The organism is Dermabacter vaginalis (assembly GCF_001678905.1).
Taxonomy (GTDB): Bacteria; Actinomycetota; Actinomycetes; order Actinomycetales; family Dermabacteraceae; genus Dermabacter; species Dermabacter vaginalis.
The window spans coordinates 481208-500141 of sequence record NZ_CP012117.1; the positions used below are offsets into that span (position 1 = coordinate 481208).

General features: G+C 62.6%; 13 protein-coding genes. 10 read left to right on the forward strand and 3 right to left on the reverse strand.

The features are described 5' to 3' along the window. The first annotated feature begins 211 nt into the window (after positions 1 to 211). The 4 genes from DAD186_RS01915 to DAD186_RS01930 all read left to right on the forward strand — a co-directional run bounded on the left by DAD186_RS01915 (position 212) and on the right by DAD186_RS01930 (position 10025). On the forward strand, positions 212 to 1777 hold the full coding sequence (locus DAD186_RS01915; RefSeq protein WP_065247280.1) for an MDR family MFS transporter: 1566 nt from the start codon (positions 212 to 214) through the stop codon (positions 1775 to 1777). Between the two features lie 85 nt (positions 1778 to 1862). Continuing rightward, on the forward strand, positions 1863 to 2510 hold the full coding sequence (locus tag DAD186_RS01920) for a TetR/AcrR family transcriptional regulator (protein ID WP_065248674.1): 648 nt from the start codon (positions 1863 to 1865) through the stop codon (positions 2508 to 2510). Between the two features lie 26 nt (positions 2511 to 2536). Then, on the forward strand, positions 2537 to 4138 hold the full coding sequence (locus DAD186_RS01925) for a helicase HerA-like domain-containing protein (RefSeq protein ID WP_065247281.1): 1602 nt from the start codon (positions 2537 to 2539) through the stop codon (positions 4136 to 4138). 430 nt (positions 4139 to 4568) lie between these two features. Then, complete coding sequence (locus DAD186_RS01930; protein WP_065247282.1) at positions 4569 to 10025, forward strand: LPXTG cell wall anchor domain-containing protein; 5457 nt, start codon at positions 4569 to 4571, stop codon at positions 10023 to 10025. A 288-nt stretch (positions 10026 to 10313) separates the two neighbouring features. On the opposite strand, the gene DAD186_RS01935 is transcribed toward DAD186_RS01930, so the two are convergent. From DAD186_RS01935 to DAD186_RS01945, 3 genes are read right to left on the reverse strand one after another with little or no spacing between them, the layout of a single operon-like run. Next, the gene (locus DAD186_RS01935; protein ID WP_065247283.1) at positions 10314 to 11054 is read right to left on the reverse strand and encodes a phosphoglyceromutase; all 741 of its coding nucleotides are present in this window, start codon (positions 11052 to 11054) and stop codon (positions 10314 to 10316) included. A gap of 9 nt (positions 11055 to 11063) precedes the next feature. Continuing rightward, positions 11064 to 11513: a D-aminoacyl-tRNA deacylase gene (gene dtd / locus DAD186_RS01940; protein WP_065247284.1), complete on the reverse strand. Its 450-nt coding sequence runs from the start codon at positions 11511 to 11513 to the stop codon at positions 11064 to 11066. Continuing rightward, positions 11513 to 13336: a phosphotransferase gene (locus DAD186_RS01945; protein ID WP_065247285.1), complete on the reverse strand. Its 1824-nt coding sequence runs from the start codon at positions 13334 to 13336 to the stop codon at positions 11513 to 11515. Before DAD186_RS01945 ends, dtd begins: the two co-directional genes overlap by 1 nt. 87 nt (positions 13337 to 13423) lie before the next feature. Between DAD186_RS01945 and DAD186_RS01950 the strand changes: the two genes are divergently transcribed. The 6 genes from DAD186_RS01950 (at position 13424) to purM (ending at position 18805) form a co-directional block, all read left to right on the forward strand. Beyond that, complete coding sequence (locus tag DAD186_RS01950) at positions 13424 to 13873, forward strand: DUF3151 domain-containing protein (RefSeq protein ID WP_065247286.1); 450 nt, start codon at positions 13424 to 13426, stop codon at positions 13871 to 13873. 79 nt (positions 13874 to 13952) lie between these two features. Continuing rightward, on the forward strand, positions 13953 to 15284 hold the full coding sequence (locus tag DAD186_RS01955) for an adenylosuccinate synthase (RefSeq protein WP_065247287.1): 1332 nt from the start codon (positions 13953 to 13955) through the stop codon (positions 15282 to 15284). After that, positions 15271 to 15696 (forward strand): sterol carrier family protein, encoded by a 426-nt coding sequence (locus DAD186_RS01960; RefSeq protein ID WP_065247288.1) that lies wholly within the window; start codon positions 15271 to 15273, stop codon positions 15694 to 15696. Before DAD186_RS01955 ends, DAD186_RS01960 begins: the two co-directional genes overlap by 14 nt. Before the next feature lie 6 nt (positions 15697 to 15702). After that, positions 15703 to 16026, forward strand: coding sequence for a hypothetical protein (locus tag DAD186_RS01965; RefSeq protein WP_157457068.1), 324 nt, complete (start codon positions 15703 to 15705; stop codon positions 16024 to 16026). A 182-nt stretch (positions 16027 to 16208) separates the two neighbouring features. Then, positions 16209 to 17684 carry an amidophosphoribosyltransferase gene (purF, locus tag DAD186_RS01970; protein ID WP_082991037.1) on the forward strand — a complete coding sequence of 492 codons (1476 nt, stop codon included), beginning with the start codon at positions 16209 to 16211 and terminating at the stop codon, positions 17682 to 17684. Next, a complete protein-coding gene (purM, locus tag DAD186_RS01975) occupies positions 17681 to 18805 on the forward strand; it encodes a phosphoribosylformylglycinamidine cyclo-ligase (RefSeq protein ID WP_065247291.1) in 1125 nt (374 codons plus the stop codon). Before purF ends, purM begins: the two co-directional genes overlap by 4 nt. Positions 18806 to 18934: the final 129 nt, after the last annotated feature.

Consider the following 18934-nt stretch of genomic DNA (forward strand, 5'->3'; position numbering starts at 1 on the left):
GTGCGTCAAGGGAGGTTGTCGCCGTAGGTGCATCAGTGTTGGCTAATTTCGGCTGGTGCTAGTCGGCGGTAAGGGGCGCCACCATGATCCCTCCGTCACGTTCCACCGCGCGCCCCTTGGTCGAGGCCGGCATAGACGATAATCTCGCAGGCGGTAAAGATTTGCAGTCGCTGCACGTTTTGTGTGGTGGTGCACTGGCGAAAAGGGGATCATGTCTACATCAGTCCAGACCCGCGTGGAGCGAGGCGACGCACCGGTAGAGTTCACCGGCCTTGACCGCGACGGCAAACTCGTGTTCTTAGGCCTCATGCTCGGCATGTTCGTTGCCGCGATCTCGCAGACGATCGTCGGCCCCGCGATGCCGCGCATCGTCGCCGAGCTCGGAGGCATGGAGCACTACAGCTGGATCGCGACCGCGGCGATGCTTGTGTCGGCCGTCGCGGTGCCCGTCGTCGGCAAACTCTCGGACATGTACGGCCGCAAAAAGTTCTACATTGCGGGCCTCGTCGTGTTCATGATCGGCTCGGCAATGTCGGGCATGGCCACGAACTTCTGGTTCCTCGTCGTCTCCCGCGCCGTGCAGGGGCTCGGCATGGGCACGATCATGCCGCTGAGCCAAACGATCATTGGTGACATCATTCCGCCGCGCCAGCGCGGCAAATACCAGGGCATCATGGGCGCCGTGTTCGGCGTGTCCTCGATCGCGGGCCCGCTGTTTGGCGGCTGGGTGACGGACAATTTCGGTTGGCGCTACCTTTTCTATCTCACGCTTCCGCTCGGTGTCGTTGCCCTCGTGTTCCTCGCGAAGTTCATGCGCCTGCCGCACATGGGGCGTGCCGGAAAGTTCGACCTCATCGGGGCGCTCACGCTCACGCCGGGCCTCGTGATCGGCCTGCTCGCCGTGTCGTGGGGCGGCAACACCTACGACTGGGACTCCGCGGTCATCATGACGATGTTCGTGGTGGCGGCGCTGTTCCTCGCCGCGTTTGTGCTGATCGAAATGCGCGCCGAGAACCCCCTTATCCCGCTGCACATGCTTGCTGACTCGCAGGTCTCCCTCTCGATCCTCGCAAGCTTCGCGATCGCGGTCGCCATGTTTGGCGGCATTATTTACATCCCCGTGTTCGCGCAGGGCGTGCTTGGTGTCTCCGCCACGAATTCGGGCGCAATCCTCATTCCGCTCAACCTTGCCATGATCATCACCTCGATCGTCGTGGGCATCCTGATCACAAAGTGGGGCCGGTACAAGGGTCTGCTCGTCGCGGGCGGCATCATCATGAGCGCCGGCTACCTCCTGCTCGCCCGCCTCGACTGGCAGTCCACGCAGCTTCATCTCACGCTCGTCATGATCGTGATCGGTATGGGGCTCGGGATGTGCATGCAGACCTACACCCTCATCGTGCAGAACGCTGTGCCCCGTGAAGAACTCGGCGTCGCCACGTCAGCCGTGCAGTTCTTCCGCAATGTTGGCTCGACAATCGGCACCGCCGTTCTCGGCTCCGTCATGAGCGCTAATCTCATGCCGAAGATTCAGGCGCAGCTCCCGCCGCAGGCTGCCGCAGCCATGGGCAAATTCGGTGGGGACTCCGGCGGTGGCGCCTCCGCGATCCTTGATCCGTCGAAGCTCAAGGGGATCCCCGCCCCGATTGTCGAGGCGATCCGTCACGGCATGGGCGATGCCATGCACGTCGTGTTCATGACGGCTGCCCCGTTCGCGATTGTCGCCCTCGTGCTCTCGCTGTTCATCCGCCACACCGAGCTGCGCAGCACCAACTAACACGTGAGGAACTGCGTGGGGCCGCCCGGGCCGAAATTGCTCGGGCGGCCCCGCCCTCCCTCCCTACGATGAAAAGGTGATCGACGTGAGCGATACGGCCGCAACTGACAACGGGAAACCGTTGGACGCTCCAGCGTGCCACGAGGGCTTACGCGAGCGGAAGAAACGCGAATCGCGCGAGGCGATGCACCTCGCGGCGCTTGAGCTCGTGGCCGAGCACGGTTTTGCGCAGGTCACGGTTGATCAGATCGCCGAGCGGGCGGGCGTTTCACCGCGCACGCTGTTCAACTATTGGGGCACGAAAGAGGCGGTCGTGCTCGGTGTGGATACCGAGAACGTGAGGACGTTTGTGGGCATGCTCGAGGAGAGGCCCGCTGAGGAGGCCGCGCGTGATTCCATGCGTGTTCTGATCGAGGCGCATGTCAAGGACGCGTCGATGCGCAGCGAGAGCCGCAACCTCAAGAAGCACGTGATGATGCGTGAGCCGCAGCTGATTCAGATCGTCGCTAACCGCAACAAAGAGGTGAGCATGCAGCTCAGGGATGTTCTCGCGCAGCGTCTTTCGCCGACCCTCGGAGCGGAACGCGCGCGCGATGCCGCGGCGATTCACGTTTCGCGGGCCGTGGCGACCTTGCGGAGCGTCTACGCTATTGCTGTCAATCGAAATGTGGATCTCGCCGAGGCTCTGCCGATCTTCTACGATCTTGACGAATCGGGATGCCTCGACCTGTAGATCGCAACCGCAAGGAGTTTCGCACCATGGCCGACACCGCCCAGCCCCACAACGCGCCTGCGACGAGCGACCTCGTTGCCGCCTACAACTTTGCTGAGCCGCGCATCCACCTCGGTGCGGTGGTCGAGAGCGGTGAACCGAATCCTAAGGCCCCGCTCTACATGCCGCTCGGAATGCTGAACCGGCACGGTTTGATCGCGGGCGCCACCGGTACCGGTAAAACGAAAACTCTTCAGCTCATTGCGGAGCAAATTGCGGCGGCAGGAACCCCCGTTTTCGTGGCGGATATGAAGGGTGACCTTTCCGGAATCGCCGTTGCTGGGCAGGCGTCGGAAAAACTTACCGCGCGCGCGAAAGCCCGCGGCCAAGAATGGGTCTCCCGTGCCGGTACCACCGAATTTTTCTCACTCGGTGGCCATGGCAAAGGAGTGCCGATCCGCACGACGGTCACGGAATTCGGCCCGGTACTCCTTTCGAAGGTTCTTGGCCTCAACGACACGCAAGAATCCTCGCTCTCCCTCATCTTCCACTACGCCGACCAGAGCGGTCTCGCGCTCCTCGACCTCAAGGATCTGCGCGCCCTCATTCAATACCTCACGACCGACGGCAAGGATGAGCTCAAGAGCATCGGTGGGATTTCCACCGCGACCGCCGGCGTCATTCTGCGCAACCTCACCCAGTTCGAAAACTCCGGCGCCGATGCCTTCTTTGGCGAGCCCGCGTTCAACGTCGAGGACTTCCTGCGGAAGGATTCCGACGGCCGCGGGATGATCTCGTGCCTTGAACTTCCGGGCGTTGCCGAACGACCGGAGCTCTTTTCGACCTTCATGATGTGGATGCTTGCCGAGCTGTATCAGGTACTGCCCGAAGTGGGCGATCTTCCGCAGCCGAAACTGGTGTTCTTCCTTGACGAAGCGCACCTCCTCTTCAAGGGCGCCTCGAACGCGTTCATTGACCAGGTCATTCAAACGGTTCGGCTTATTCGCTCCAAGGGCGTGGGCGTCTTCTTCATCACCCAATCGCCCAAAGACATTCCCGCCGATGTGCTCGCGCAGCTCGGCAACCGCGTTCAGCATGCGCTGCGCGCCTTCACCCCCGACGACGCGAAGGCCATCAAAAAGGCCGTTGCCACCTACCCCACGACCGAATACGACCTCGAAAAGCTCCTCACCTCGCTTGGGACCGGCGAAGCGGTCGTGACCGTCATGAACGAAAAGGGCGCCCCGAGCCCCGTCGCCTACACCGCGATGCGCGCCCCCGAATCCTCGATGGATCCCGCGCCCGAGGCGGAGGTGGACCGGATCGTCGCCGCGAGCACCCTCGCAGGCCAGTACGGGAACGTCGTGGACCGCGAGAGCGCCTACGAGATCCTCAAGGCTCGCGCGGAAGGTGGTCAGGTGGGCGAGAAGGAGTCCGACGCTTCCCCGGCAACCGTCGGAACCGAGAAGCCCAGGGCGAGCGAGAATGACGCTGCCGACTCGACGCCCGCGAAAAACGAGCCCGGTTTCGTGGAGAAGATCGCGAGCAATAGTGCGGTGAAGAGCTTCTTCCGTTCGGCGGGGACGGTGCTTGGGCGTGAGATTACGCGTTCGCTGTTCGGGACCACGAAGAAGCGCCGCCGGCGTTAGCCCTCTCGCCATCTCTGATTGACGCCCCTCACCCCCGGCATTCCTCCAATGACATGCCTGGCGTTGGGGGCGTCAGTTTTTAAGGACCGTTGGGCGCGTGTGAGGGCCTGGCGCATGAGTGGTCATGGCTTGCCTAACACTGGCATAACAATCTTGTAACGACTGTGCCGGAGGCTGTGAATGTGGAATAGCCCCAATAACTCAGTAGTAGCTTACGGACGGGTGGGAAAAGCCGCGTCACACCTGTTCATGGGTGTGGGCGAGAGTTGCGGATTGGGGGAGATGAGGAAGCGGTAAGTTATGGACCGGAATTATGGTGGCTTACTCAACTGTGAGCGCGGTGTTAGTGTTTCATTCATGGAGCGCCCTTGCGTATGTTCATGCGCTTGAGCGCTCCGTAACCCCTCAATGCTTATTGATAGGAACACTCATGGTTTTTGATGCTTTCCGTGCGCGGAACACCCACCGTGCGACCGCCGCAACAACGCCGCTGTGGCGCCGCGGGGCCGCAGCTCTCGCCGTCGGCGCGATTCTCGGCACCGCGAGCGTGGCTGGCGCTGGCGCGTTCGACACGCCGTTTGTGTCCGCTGCTTCCGCCGCAGATTCGACCTCGCCGCTCACTCCGATCAACGCCGACGCCATCGAGAGCGGTTACATCAGCAAGACGGTCGACACCACCAACGCGCGTGGTGTTCTTTCTGGTACGGCCCAGGTTGTCAACAACAACGGCAACCCGTCGACGTTCCAGAGCAACAACTTCCCCGTTCCCGACGGCACCACCGTGTACCTGCGCTGGTTCGACAAGGATGGAGCGGTGTCGCCCGTCTACACGGCGAAGACCACGAGCGCGGTTGATACCAACGGTGACGGCGTTGCAGGTGGCTCCTACGCGTTCGACCTTCGCGTCAACGAGAAGGGCGAGCTTGAAAAGGACGCCAAGGGTAAGGTCGTGGCGGGCTGGAAGGATCACTCCGGCAAACGCCACGCCTACACCGCATCTGCCGGTCAGTACTACCGTCTTTGGATCCCCGAATACAAGGATCCCGAAACTGGCAACACCGTGACGATGATCCGCCAAAATGGTGGCTTCTTCCCCGGCTCGTTTGTGAACTCGGTTACCGACTCTAACCTGGGCCAGTTCCCGCTTATCGGCACCAACATGCAGAAGACCGGCGTTCTCATGGCTGAGCGCGCCGAGGGCTACATGACCCGCCCGCGCAGTGAGTGGGTAGAGGACACGGCAGGTCCGATCGCCAATCCGGCCCTCGTGACCGGTTTCACCGAAGCGGATAAGTCCTCGATTTCCGGTCAGGTGTGGCTTGAGACGGGCGCCGGTGACCGTGCCAACTCGGCGACCGGCCCCGTGAACAACGGTGATGCCGATCCGGACGCCAAGGGCTACCGCGTCGTTATCTCGAAGCTCACCGACGAAGGCATCGCTGCCTATAACGACCAAGTGGCAAGCCTCGACGACTCGAAGAAGGCGGCCGCGACCAAGAGGCTTCTCACTGACCACCCCGAGTACATCGCGTTTACGCGCTACGCCACTACGGACGCCAACGGCCGCTACACGGTCCGCGTGCCCAAAGGTGCGATCGCGCAAGGTGCAGTCACGAAGGACAAGGGCTTCTACATGTTTGTCGAGAATGACAAGGGTGAGAAGCTCCAAACCTATTCGTCGTGGATCAACCCGGAGTACCGCAGCAACGAGAAGACCAACTGGGCTGCCCAGGCAGCGTCCCTCAAGGGCGGTCTCGGCAACACCTACAACGTGAACTTCGCCATCATCCCCACGACCCAGATGAAGCTCGACATTCCGAACTTCGACACCATCGCCAACCCGGCGAAGGTGGGGGACACTGCTGAGATCAAGCTCGACGGTGTGGCGCTCTCCCCGCTCAAGAACAAGATTGTGTGGACCGACTCCAAGGGTAAGGTCCTCAAGACTTGTGACAACCTCACGAGCATGACTGAGGCCGAAAAATGCACCTTCACCGTTCCGGAGGGTATGCCCTCCGGTGAAATTGTGCGTGCAACCCTCTACGCCGATACCAACGCAGTAGCCGCCGATTCGTTCATCGTCGACAACGATCCACGCTGGGCTGACAGTGCCAAGACCCCCGAGAAGACCGCAGTTACCATCAAGAACGACGGTGGCCCGGTAGTCGACGGCACCAAGATCGGCACCGTGGAAGGTCCCGGAACCGCCACGCTTAACGACGATGGCAGCATCACGGTGACGCCGAACGACACGGCGAAGCCTGGCGACACGATCACCGTGCCCGTTGTCGCTCCTGACGGCAAAGTCATCGACACCATCACCGTAACTGTCGAAAACCAAGACAAGGACACCGACGGTGACGGTCTGAGCGATGCCAAGGAGAAGGAGCTTGGCACGGATCCGAACAAGGCTGATACCGATGGTGACGGCGTCAATGACGGTGACGAGGTTTCGGGTGAGAAGAACAAGGACTTCGACGGTGACGGTAAGGGTGACCCGACTGATCCGAAGAAGGCTGACACCGATGGTGACGGTGTGAACGATGGTGACGAGATCACCAACGGCACCGACCCGAACAAGGCTGATACTCCTGCGGAGGGCGATAAGGACTCCGATGGTGATGGCCTGACCGATGCCAAGGAGAAGGAACTCGGCACCGATCCGAACAAGGCTGATACCGATGGTGACGGCCTCAATGACGGTGACGAGGTCTCGGGTGAGAAGAACAAGGACTTCGGCAACAAACCGACCGATCCGAAGAAGGCTGACACCGATGGTGACGGTGTGAACGATGGTGACGAGATCACCAACGGCACCGACCCGAACAAGGCTGATACTCCTGCGGAGGGCGATAAGGACTCCGATGGTGATGGCCTGACCGATGCCAAGGAGAAGGAACTCGGCACCGATCCGAACAAGGCTGATACCGATGGTGACGGCCTCAATGACGGTGACGAGGTCTCGGGTGAGAAGAACAAGGACTTCGGCAACAAACCGACCGATCCGAAGAAGGCTGACACCGATGGTGACGGTGTGAACGATGGTGACGAGATCACCAACGGCACCGACCCGAACAAGGCTGATACCGATGGTGACGGCCTGACCGATGCCAAGGAGAAGGAGCACGGCACGGATCCGAACAAGGCTGATACCGATGGTGACGGCCTCAATGACGGTGACGAAGTTTCGGGTGAGAAGAACAAGGACTTCGACGGTGACGGTAAGGGTGACCCGACTGATCCGAAGAAGGCTGACACCGATGGTGACGGTGTGAACGATGGTGACGAGATCACCAACGGCACCGACCCGAACAAGGCTGATACTCCTGCGGAGGGCGATAAGGACTCCGATGGTGATGGCCTGACCGATGCCAAGGAGAAGGAGCACGGCACCGATCCGAACAAGGCTGATACCGATGGTGACGGCCTCAATGACGGTGACGAAGTTTCGGGTGAGAAGAACAAGGACTTCGGCAACAAACCGACCGATCCGACGAAGGCTGACACCGACGGTGACGGTGTGAACGATGGTGACGAGATCACCAACGGCACCGACCCGAACAAGGCTGATACCGATGGTGACGGCCTGACCGATGCCAAGGAGAAGGAACTCGGCACCGATCCGAACAAGGCTGATACCGATGGTGACGGCCTCAATGACGGTGACGAGGTCTCGGGTGAGAAGAACAAGGACTTCGGCAACAAACCGACCGATCCGAAGAAGGCTGACACCGATGGTGACGGTGTGAACGATGGTGACGAGATCACCAACGGCACCGACCCGAACAAGGCTGATACTCCTGCGGAGGGCGATAAGGACTCCGATGGTGATGGCCTGACCGATGCCAAGGAGAAGGAACTCGGCACCGATCCGAACAAGGCTGATACCGATGGTGACGGCCTCAATGACGGTGACGAGGTCTCGGGTGAGAAGAACAAGGACTTCGACGGTGACGGTAAGGGTGACCCGACTGATCCGAAGAAGGCTGACACCGATGGTGACGGTGTGAACGATGGTGACGAGATCACCAACGGCACCGACCCGAACAAGGCTGATACTCCTGCGGAGGGCGATAAGGACTCCGATGGTGATGGCCTGACCGATGCCAAGGAGAAGGAACTCGGCACCGATCCGAACAAGGCTGATACCGATGGTGACGGCCTCAATGACGGTGACGAGGTCTCGGGTGAGAAGAACAAGGACTTCGGCAACAAACCGACCGATCCGAAGAAGGCTGATACCGATGGTGACGGCCTCAATGACGGTGACGAGGTCTCGGGTGAGAAGAACAAGGACTTCGGCAACAAACCGACCGATCCGAAGAAGGCTGACACCGATGGTGACGGTGTGAACGATGGTGACGAGATCACCAACGGCACCGACCCGAACAAGGCTGATACCGATGGTGACGGCCTGACCGATGCCAAGGAGAAGGAACTCGGCACGGATCCGAACAAGGCTGATACCGATGGTGACGGCCTCAATGACGGTGACGAGGTCTCGGGTGAGAAGAACAAGGACTTCGGCAACAAACCGACCGATCCGAAGAAGGCTGACACCGATGGTGACGGTGTGAACGATGGTGACGAGATCACCAACGGCACCGACCCGAACAAGGCTGATACTCCTGCGGAGGGCGATAAGGACTCCGATGGTGATGGCCTGACCGATGCCAAGGAGAAGGAACTCGGCACCGATCCGAACAAGGCTGATACCGATGGTGACGGCCTCAATGACGGTGACGAGGTCTCGGGTGAGAAGAACAAGGACTTCGGCAACAAACCGACCGATCCGAAGAAGGCTGACACCGATGGTGACGGTGTGAACGATGGTGACGAGATCACCAACGGCACCGACCCGAACAAGGCTGATACTCCTGCGGAGGGCGATAAGGACTCCGATGGTGATGGCCTGACCGATGCCAAGGAGAAGGAACTCGGCACCGATCCGAACAAGGCTGATACCGATGGTGACGGCCTCAATGACGGTGACGAGGTCTCGGGTGAGAAGAACAAGGACTTCGGCAACAAACCGACCGATCCGAAGAAGGCTGACACCGATGGTGACGGTGTGAACGATGGTGACGAGATCACCAACGGCACCGACCCGAACAAGGCTGATACCGATGGTGACGGCCTGACCGATGCCAAGGAGAAGGAGCACGGCACGGATCCGAACAAGGCTGATACCGATGGTGACGGCCTCAATGACGGTGACGAAGTTTCGGGTGAGAAGAACAAGGACTTCGACGGTGACGGTAAGGGTGACCCGACTGATCCGAAGAAGGCTGACACCGATGGTGACGGTGTGAACGATGGTGACGAGATCACCAACGGCACCGACCCGAACAAGGCTGATACTCCTGCGGAGGGCGATAAGGACTCCGATGGTGATGGCCTGACCGATGCCAAGGAGAAGGAGCACGGCACCGATCCGAACAAGGCTGATACCGATGGTGACGGCCTCAATGACGGTGACGAAGTTTCGGGTGAGAAGAACAAGGACTTCGGCAACAAACCGACCGATCCGACGAAGGCTGACACCGACGGTGACGGCATCAACGACGGTGACGAGGTTTCGGGGGCCAAGAACGACAAGTTCGGCAACCGCCCCACGGATCCGAACAGCGCCGACACCGATGGTGACGACGTGCACGATGGCAAGGAAATCGCTCAGGGCACCGATCCGACGACCCACAATGGCCCGGAGGCGCCCGCGGGGGGCAAGCAGGAGCCGGTGAAGGTGGTTCCCGCGAAGCCGTCGCACAGCAACAACGGGCACCTGCCGCGTACCGGTGCGGAGACCGGCGGCCTCATGGCTGCTGCCGCCTCCCTCATCGCGGGTGGTGTGGCGCTCGTGACGCGCCGCCGTAAGAACGAGCAGTGAGGAATCGCCCGTAGCGGCACCCTCATATAGCTGAGAGTGGCCCTTGCTCCTTCGGGAGCGGGGGCCACTCTTTATGCCCGGACGCCGTCGGTCAAACCCCCACAACCCCTATGCAATCTGAGGGAGGAGGAGAAGCCGGGAAGCAACCGGAATTAAAGAGAAAGCCCCGGCGATCCGTGTGGATCTCCGGGGCGCTGGTTGTGGGGCAACCGTCGGAACCCGAGCGATTACGGGGCGGGCCTCACGCCCAAACCCCCACAACCCCTATGGAATTCGAAGGGGGAGGGGTTACTTCTTGCCCTGGTTGGCGACGGCCTCGGCGGCCTTGCGTGCGGCTTCCTCATCGAGGTAGCGGCCGCCCTTCGTGACGGGCTTGAAGTTTTCGTCGAGCTCGTAGACGAGAGGCTGCCCAGTCGGAATGTTGAGGCCAACGATGTCCTCGTCCGAGATGTCGTCGAGATACTTCACGAGCGCGCGCAGCGAGTTGCCGTGCGCGGCCACGAGAACGGTCTTACCGGCGGCGAGATCAGGCTTGATGCCCTCTTCCCAGTAGGGGAGGAAGCGCGCGATGACGTCCTTGAGGCACTCGGCCTTCGGCACCTCGGTGCCCTCGTAGCGGGGGTCGCTGTCCTGGCTGAACTCGCTACCGGCCTCAATCGCAGGCGGCGGAACGTCGAACGAGCGGCGCCACAGCATGAACTGCTCGTCGCCGTACTTGTCGCGGGTCTCAGCCTTGTCGAGGCCCTGGAGCGCGCCGTAGTGGCGCTCGTTGAGGCGCCAGTCGCGCTTCACGGGGATCCAGTGGCGATCAGCGGCATCAAGCGCGAGGTTCGCGGTCATGATCGCGCGGCGCAGAAGCGACGTGTGCACGACGTCCGGGAGAATGCCCGATTCCTTGATGAGTTCACCACCGTGGGTGGCTTCGCCGCGGCCCTTTTCAGAAAGGGGCACGTCAACCCAACCGGTGAAGAGATTCTTTTGATTCCATTCGCTCTCGCCGTGGCGGAGCAGTACCAGTGTGTACGTCATGCCTCCACCCTACTCGGTCTCGATGAGTATCGTCATAGGACCATCGTTCGTGAAACTCAGCTGCATGTGCGCGCCGAATTCGCCTTCGTGCACGGTGAGGCCGCGCTCGCGGACCTTGTCGATCACTTGCTGCACGAGCGGCTCCGCGACGGGCCCGGGAGCAGCTTTGTTCCAACTCGGGCGGCGGCCCTTGCGCACGTCCGCATAAAGCGTGAACTGGGAAATGATCATCACGGGCGCGTTCTTCTCGAGCGCGGATTTTTCGTCGTCGAGAATGCGCAACTCGCAGATCTTCCGAGCCATGGTTTCCACGGCCGAGTCGCCATCCTCGTGCGTGATGCCGAGCAACACCACGAGCCCCTCACCTTCAAACTCGCCGCCCATGCGGGGTGGTGTCGCGGAAGAATCATCGAGGATCTCCACCCTCGCTCCGGTCACCTTTTGCACGATTGCGCGCATCAGCGCACTCCTTCCTGTGGGTCCTCGGGTGCGGGCGTGGCGTTTTTGGGTGCGGGCTCCGCCGTATCGGCACGGTGAGTATTGCGCGGGCGAGGTTCCGACGGTTGCGCCGCCGCCATCGATTCCATCATCGTGTGGCGCGCGGGGCGCACACGCGGGTGTCGCCGCATGCCCGGCGCATACACGGGAGTGGGAGGCGACATCGAGATTCCGGCACGGCCGAAGTGCTCGTGAGAGTGTTCGTTCGCGCCATCGAGGGCGATCTCCATCTGGTGATCGGAAAGCTCGGGGATGGGCGGTAGTGGAATCGTGGGATCTTGCTCAAAGTGAGCGGCGCCGTGCGCGAACGACGTGTCGGCGCTCGGGATCGACGGCACCACGATGGGGGAGCGCTCGGTAGCCTGTGGAGGCTCGAACTCGCTTACGGATTCTCCCGTGTCGGCCATACCGGAGGCCTGCTGCCCCTCGTGAACCTCAGCAGCGTCGCGGGGCGAGGTGGCGTCGGAACCGGAAATGAGCCCACCCGGCATGGGCCCCACGTAGTGCGGGCCATATTCGGCGACCTGCACCCACGTTTCGGCCACGCGCACCATCGCCTCCGTGGCGCGTTCCCAGTCGTTTTCCTGCTGGCGGTGCGGGCCGGTGGCGAGGGAGAGCACCACGCCGGCGGCGCGCAGCGCGAGCTCCTGCGGGTCCACGCGGCCCGCAAAAACGGGGTACCACGTGCGGATTGCTTCGGCGACGCGCTCGTGGATGTCGAGGGTGAGGCGCCCCTGATTGGCGTAGTCGCCGAGCACCGAGAGGTGGGCGCACAGGCACGCGAGGTCGTCGGCGCGGCGGCCCGGACCCACACCATCGATGTCGAGCACGCCGACCACGCGAGAATTGTCCACGAACACTTGCGCCTCGTAGAAATCTCCGTGGACAACCTCGGTGGGTTCGAGTCCAATGCGTCGTTCCACATCGGCGAGGCCGAGTTCGATGCGGTACACGAGCACGTCGAGGCGGTCCTTGAGCGAGGGGAGGCTCGAAGCGACCACACCCGCGTAAAACTCTGCGGAATCGGTCCACGGCGGTCGCACGGGCTGGTTCATGAGGGAAGCGGGCAGGCGATCGAGCATCGCGACCAGATCCTCGGCGTGGCACGCCTGCGCACCGTCGTCGATCACGGCCTTCGCGAGCACCGTGCCGGGAAGCTCGGCGAGGACAACGAGACCATCGGTCGCGCCGAGCACGGCGGGAACGGGCACGCCCGCATCGAGCAGTGTGTGGTGGAGATTCACGACGCTCGAGGTCGTGTGCGGCTGAAACACCTTGAGGAACACATTGCGGTCGGCAAGGGCGGCCTTGAGCACGGCGCGGCGACCGGGACGATAGCTCACGACTTCCACGGGTACGGGCGTGCCTTCCGCATACCCCGTTGCCACTCCAAGCTGCGCGAGAGTTTCATGGAGAACGTCCGGGTAGCACACCTGCGGGAGCATCGGCAGCCACGGGTCGTGCGGGTAACGCCACACGCGCACGTTCATGTCGCCGTCGGTCATCACGAGCGACTGCTCGGGGGCGAGCACGTTCTTTTCTTGCTCGCCGATATGAGCGCTTACGCCGAACAGCTCGTCGCGCGGCTCCGCCTCGGGGCCGTCGATCTCTACCCAGCGCACCTTCGTGCGGAACATGGCTTTCGTGGAGCGCGAGGGCCGGTGATCGACGTGGTCGAGTGTCCATTCAACGAGTTCGCCACCAGCGTTCGTGACGGCTGCCTCGAGCACACCTCCGGCCTGGGGCCCCGTGAGAAGCTCGGAACCGTCAAGGGTCTCAGTCATGCCCCCATTGTTGCAGGTTACGGCGGAGCCCTTCTGAAGGGTGAGGCGTGCAGGGTGTGTGACACGCGCTCTTTGTAGAGTGGAGGTATGAGCGACAACACGACTTCACGCCCCCGCCCGGAACTTGGAGGTAACCTCCTCGGCCCCGAGCCCACTCACCTCCCCGATGAGCTCGACCGCCCCGTACGCGAGCGCGACGGCGACGACCCGAAGAAGGTCGCTGCCGATCACCCCACCTCGCCGCTCGCGTGGGCACTCCTTGCAGAAGAAGCGAGTGCTGACGGCGATGTGATCGAGGCCTACGCGTTCGCACGAGTCGGCTACCATCGCGGTCTCGATGCACTGCGTCGCGCCGGCTGGCGAGGCCAGGGCGCGGTTCCCGCCTCGCACGAACCCAACCGCGGCTTCCTCCTGTGCCTCCTCCACCTCGTGCGTGCCGCCGAGGCCATTGGCGAGACGGGCGAGGTAGAGCGACTCAAAGACTTCATCGCCGAATCGGACCCGAGCCTGAGTGGTGCCACAACCCTCGCCCCTTAACCTCCGCGCTCGTCCCGCGTAAAATAGGTCTTTGCTGTTTCGCTACCGCGCGCCAGGATGACGCGCCGAAGGAGATGTCATGCCCGCGATCGTGATCGTTGGAGCCCAGTGGGGCGATGAAGGAAAGGGAAAGGCAACCGACCTTCTCGGCGACCGCGTCGATTACGTCGTCAAGCCCAACGGTGGCAACAACGCGGGCCACACGGTCGTTGTGCACGGTGAAAAGTTCGAGCTCAAGCTCCTTCCTGCCGGGATTCTTTCCCCGAACGCCACACCCGTGATCGGCAACGGCGTGGTCGTGAACCTCGATGCGCTCTTTGAGGAGATCGACGCGCTTGAATCGCGCGGCGTTGACACCTCGCACCTGCGCATCTCCGCGAATGCGCACATCGTCGCCCCCTTCCACCAGACGATGGACCGCGTCACCGAGCGATTCCTCGGCAAGCGCGCGATTGGCACGACCGGCCGCGGCATCGGCCCCGCCTACATGGACAAAGTAGGCCGCCTCGGTATCCGCGTGCAGGACCTCTTCGATGAGTCGATCCTTCGCCAAAAGGTTGAGGGCTCGCTTCGCCAAAAGAACGGTGTGCTCGTGAAGCTCTACAACCGTCGGGCCGTGGAAGTTGAGGAGATCGTGGCGGGCCTTTTGCGCTACGCCGAGCGGATCCGCCCCATGGTCGTGGACACGACCGAGATGCTGAACTCGGCGCTCGACCGAGGTGAGCTCGTGCTCATGGAGGGCGGCCAAGCGACCTACCTCGACGTGGACCACGGCACGTACCCGTTCGTGACGAGCTCGAACCCCACCGCGGGTGGCGCGTGCACGGGTTCCGGTATCGGTCCGACGCGCATCGATCGCGCGATCGGCATCGTCAAGGCGTACACGACGCGCGTGGGCGCTGGCCCGTTCCCCACGGAACTCTTCGATAAATGGGGCGAATACCTTCAGCAGAAGGGCCACGAAGTGGGCGTCAATACGGGGCGCCCGCGCCGTTGCGGCTGGTACGACGCCCTCATGATTCGCCACGCCGTGCGCATCAATGGCTTCACCGATCTCGTGCTCACGAAGCTCGACATTCTCACGGGTCTCGACGAGGTGCCGATCTGCACCGCCTACGAGATCGATGGCGAAATCCACCGAGACATGCCCATGACGCAAACCGAGTTCCACCACGCGAAGCCCGTATACGAGACGATGCCCGGGTGGAGCGAGGACATCTCGAAGGCTCGCACGTTCGAGCAGCTGCCGATCGAGGCACAAAACTACGTGCGCCGGCTCGAGGAGCTCGCAGGGTGTCGCATTTCGGCGATCGGCGTCGGCCCGGACCGCGATGACACGATCGCGGTGCACTCGCTCATTCCCGGCGAGGCACGCCTCGCGGGGGAGGAGTCCGACGGTGCCTGCGCGTAAGGCGATCTCGATTTCTGACGGCGTGGCCGCGATCCGTGCCTGGTGCGAGAGCCGCGAAAACACGCCGCGGGCAACCCTCGCGCTCGCGGTGCGCTTCACCCTCCAGGTGCTCGCCGAGGACTACCCCGGCGGTGCCGTTGAAGTGCGAGTACCACCGTTTGGCGCCGTGCAAATCATCCAAGGCACGAGCCACACGCGCGGCACGCCGCCCGCGGTCGTCGAGATGAATGCCGCGACCTGGATGCGCCTCGCCACCGGCGAACTGACCTGGGCGGAGGGCCGCGCGAAAGGTGGCGGCGTGAGTGCCTCGGGCGAGCGTAGCGACCTATCCGAAATCCTGCCCGTGCCGATCGCCAGGAGAATCGCCGCTGGAGAAAGCTCCGGGCGCTCCACTACGACCGAGGAGAACTAACACGTGATGAGCGAGAACACGCCCGAAGAGCACGAGAAAAGCGAAGCCGTCTGCGCTCCCCAGGGCTCTGATTCGCCCGAGAGCCCCGAATCGCCTCAGCCCACCGCTCTTTTCGTGCGCCGCGAGCGCCGCATGAACCTTGGCGGATGGGTTGTTCTTGCCCTCGTGATCGGCGCGGTCTCGGGACTCGTGTGGGGGATGTTCAGGGGCGTATTCGAATTTGCGCCGCTCGTGATTGCGGCGCTTTACGGCGTACTTTTTGTGGGAGTGGGCCTTGCCCTCGTTGCTGTGATCATCGATTGGGTGCTCGAGCGCGCTCGCGCGAAATAGAGTACCTACCTGGATTCCATAGGGGTTGTGGGGGTTTCGGGAGCGGATCAAACCCCCGCAACTTCTATGCAATTGGTCGGGCCTGATGGCAGCTTCGTGGCAACTTCGTGGCGAACTCGTGGCAAAACCCCCACAACCCCTCTGCAATTCACGTGAGGCGTGAGCCGTATTAGACTGGGTTGGTGCTACCCGCGAACGGACGACTCACTCACGACCTCCTTCCCGACGATCGCCGCCCGCAGGACGAGTGCGGCGTTTTTGGCGTGTTCGCGCCAGGGGAAGACGTTGCCACACTCACCTATTTCGGGCTGTACGCGCTTCAACACCGCGGGCAAGAATCCGCGGGCATCGCGACCTCGAACGGCGAGCAAATCCTCGTATACAAGGACATGGGCCTCGTGTCCCAAGTGTTCGACGAAGGCAACCTCAAAACCCTCCAGGGACACATGGCCGTGGGCCACACGCGCTACTCGACGACCGGCGCGAGCCACTGGGTGAACGCTCAGCCAACGCTTGGCCCGCGCCCCGACGGTACGATCGCCCTCGCCCATAACGGCAACCTCGTGAATACACTCGAGCTGCTCGAACTTCTCCATGAACGCCACGGCGACTCGAAGATTGGCGAACTCAAACAGGGCAACACGACCGACACGGCGATCGTGACGGCGCTGCTCAACCACGAAGGCAGCCTCGAGGACAACATCAAAGACCTCATGGGCCGCATCCGCGGCGCCTACTGCTTCGTGCTCATGAACGAAAAAACCCTGTACGCGGCACGGGATCCGCAGGGTATCCGCCCGCTCGTGCTCGGCCGCCTCGCGAACGGGTGGGTGGTGGCCTCCGAAACTGCCGCGCTCGACATTTGCGGCGCGAGTTTCGTGCGCGAGGTCGCCCCGGGTGAGCTCATTGCGATCGACGAGGACGGCCTGCGCTGCGAGCAAGTATGTGAACCCGCGCGCAAGAGCTGCGTGTTCGAGTACGTCTACCTTTCGCGCCCCGACACGAACCTCAATGGGCAAAGCGTCAACGAATCCCGCATCGAGATGGGCCGCGAACTCGCGCGCGAACACCCCGTTGAAGCCGACCTCGTGATCCCCACGCCCGAATCGGGTACGCCCGCCGCGATCGGCTACGCGCAAGAATCCGGTATTCCTTACGGCCAGGGCATGGTCAAAAACGCCTACGTGGGCCGCACCTTCATTCAACCCACGCAAACGCTGCGACAGCTCGGTATTCGCCTCAAGCTCAATCCGCTGCGCGAGGTCATCGAAGGCAAACGGCTCGTGGTGATCGACGACTCGATCGTGCGCGGCAACACGCAACGGGCCGTTGTGCGGATGCTGCGCGAGGCCGGTGCGAGCGAGGTGCACGTGCGCATCAGCTCGCCGCCTGTCAAATGGCCCTGCTACTACGGCATCGACTTCGCCGACCGAGCCCAGCTCATTGCCAACGGTCTCGATACGGAAGAAATCTGCCGCTCTATCGGCGCTGACTCCCTCGGATACATCAGCTTCGACGGCATGGTGCGCGCCACGCGCCAGGTGCCACGCGAACTGTGCTCCGCATGCTTCACGGGTGAATACCCGATCCCTCTGCCCGCCCCCGATTCCGAAGGCCGCGAACTGCTGGGCATGGCCGACAAGGAGGTTCAGAAATGACTGACGCACGCGAAGACCAAGGCCTCACCTACGCCGCGGCCGGAGTCGACACCGACGCGGGCGACCGCGCCGTCGAACTCATGAAAGCTGCCGTGAAAAAGACGCACGGCACGAGCGTCGTTGATGGCGTGGGCGGCTTCGCGGGCCTCATCGACGTGAGCGAACTCAAGAACTATGAGCGTCCCCTGCTCGCCTCGAGCACCGACGGCGTAGGCACGAAGATTGCGATCGCGCAGGCCCTCGACATCCACGACACAATCGGGCAGGATCTCGTGGCAATGGTCGTGGACGACATCGTCGTGAGCGGCGCGAAGCCCCTCGCCATGACCGATTACATCGCGTGCGGCAAGGTGCACCCGGAGCGGATTGCCGACATCGTGCGCGGCATTGCCGAAGGCTGCGTCCTCGCGGAAACGGCGCTCGTGGGTGGCGAAACCGCTGAACACCCCGGTCTCATGGGTGAGCACGACTACGACGTGGCGGGTGCCGCCGTCGGCGTCGTCGAGGCCTCCCGCATGCTCGGCGCCGAGCGCGTAGGCGCTGGCGACGTGCTCATCGGCATGGACTCGAGCGGGCTCCACTCCAATGGGTATTCCCTCGTACGCGCCGTCGTGGATCGCGCCGGACTGAGCCTCGAGCAGCACATCGAGGAGTTCGGGAAATCTCTCGGCGAGGAACTCCTCACCCCGACTCACATCTACAGCGCGCAGATTTTGCGCGTGCTTGAGCAGGCAGGCGTCGGAAAACTTCACGCACTCTCGCACGTGACGGGCGGCGGGCTTGCTGCCAACCTTGCCCGCGTGATCCCCACCGACTGCGGCGCGCACGTAAGGCGTGCCTCGTGGGAGCCGGGCGCGGTGTTCCACATGATTGGTAAGTGGGGGAGTGTGCCGCTCGCGGATCTCGAGGCGACTCTCAACATGGGACTTGGCATGGTCGCGGTCGCGAGCGCCGAGAGTGCGGATGAGATCGTGCGACTCTTCGAGGCCGAGGGCGTGCGCTCGCGGGTGATCGGCGAGGTTGCCCGGCGCGAAACGTTGCCGAAGCCGCGTGGTGAGAATGACGTGCTCGTGCAGGGGGCGAAGGGGGCTCACGGCGGTCCCGTGCTCGTGACGGCCTGAAAAAATCCGATCCCCGAATTGCATAGGGGTTGTGGGGGTTTGGTGTGCTCGTGAAACCCCCACAAACCCTATGCAATCCAGTTGGGTGGGGCGGGTGGGGTGGCGCGGATCGCGCGCCCGTCGTTGCCT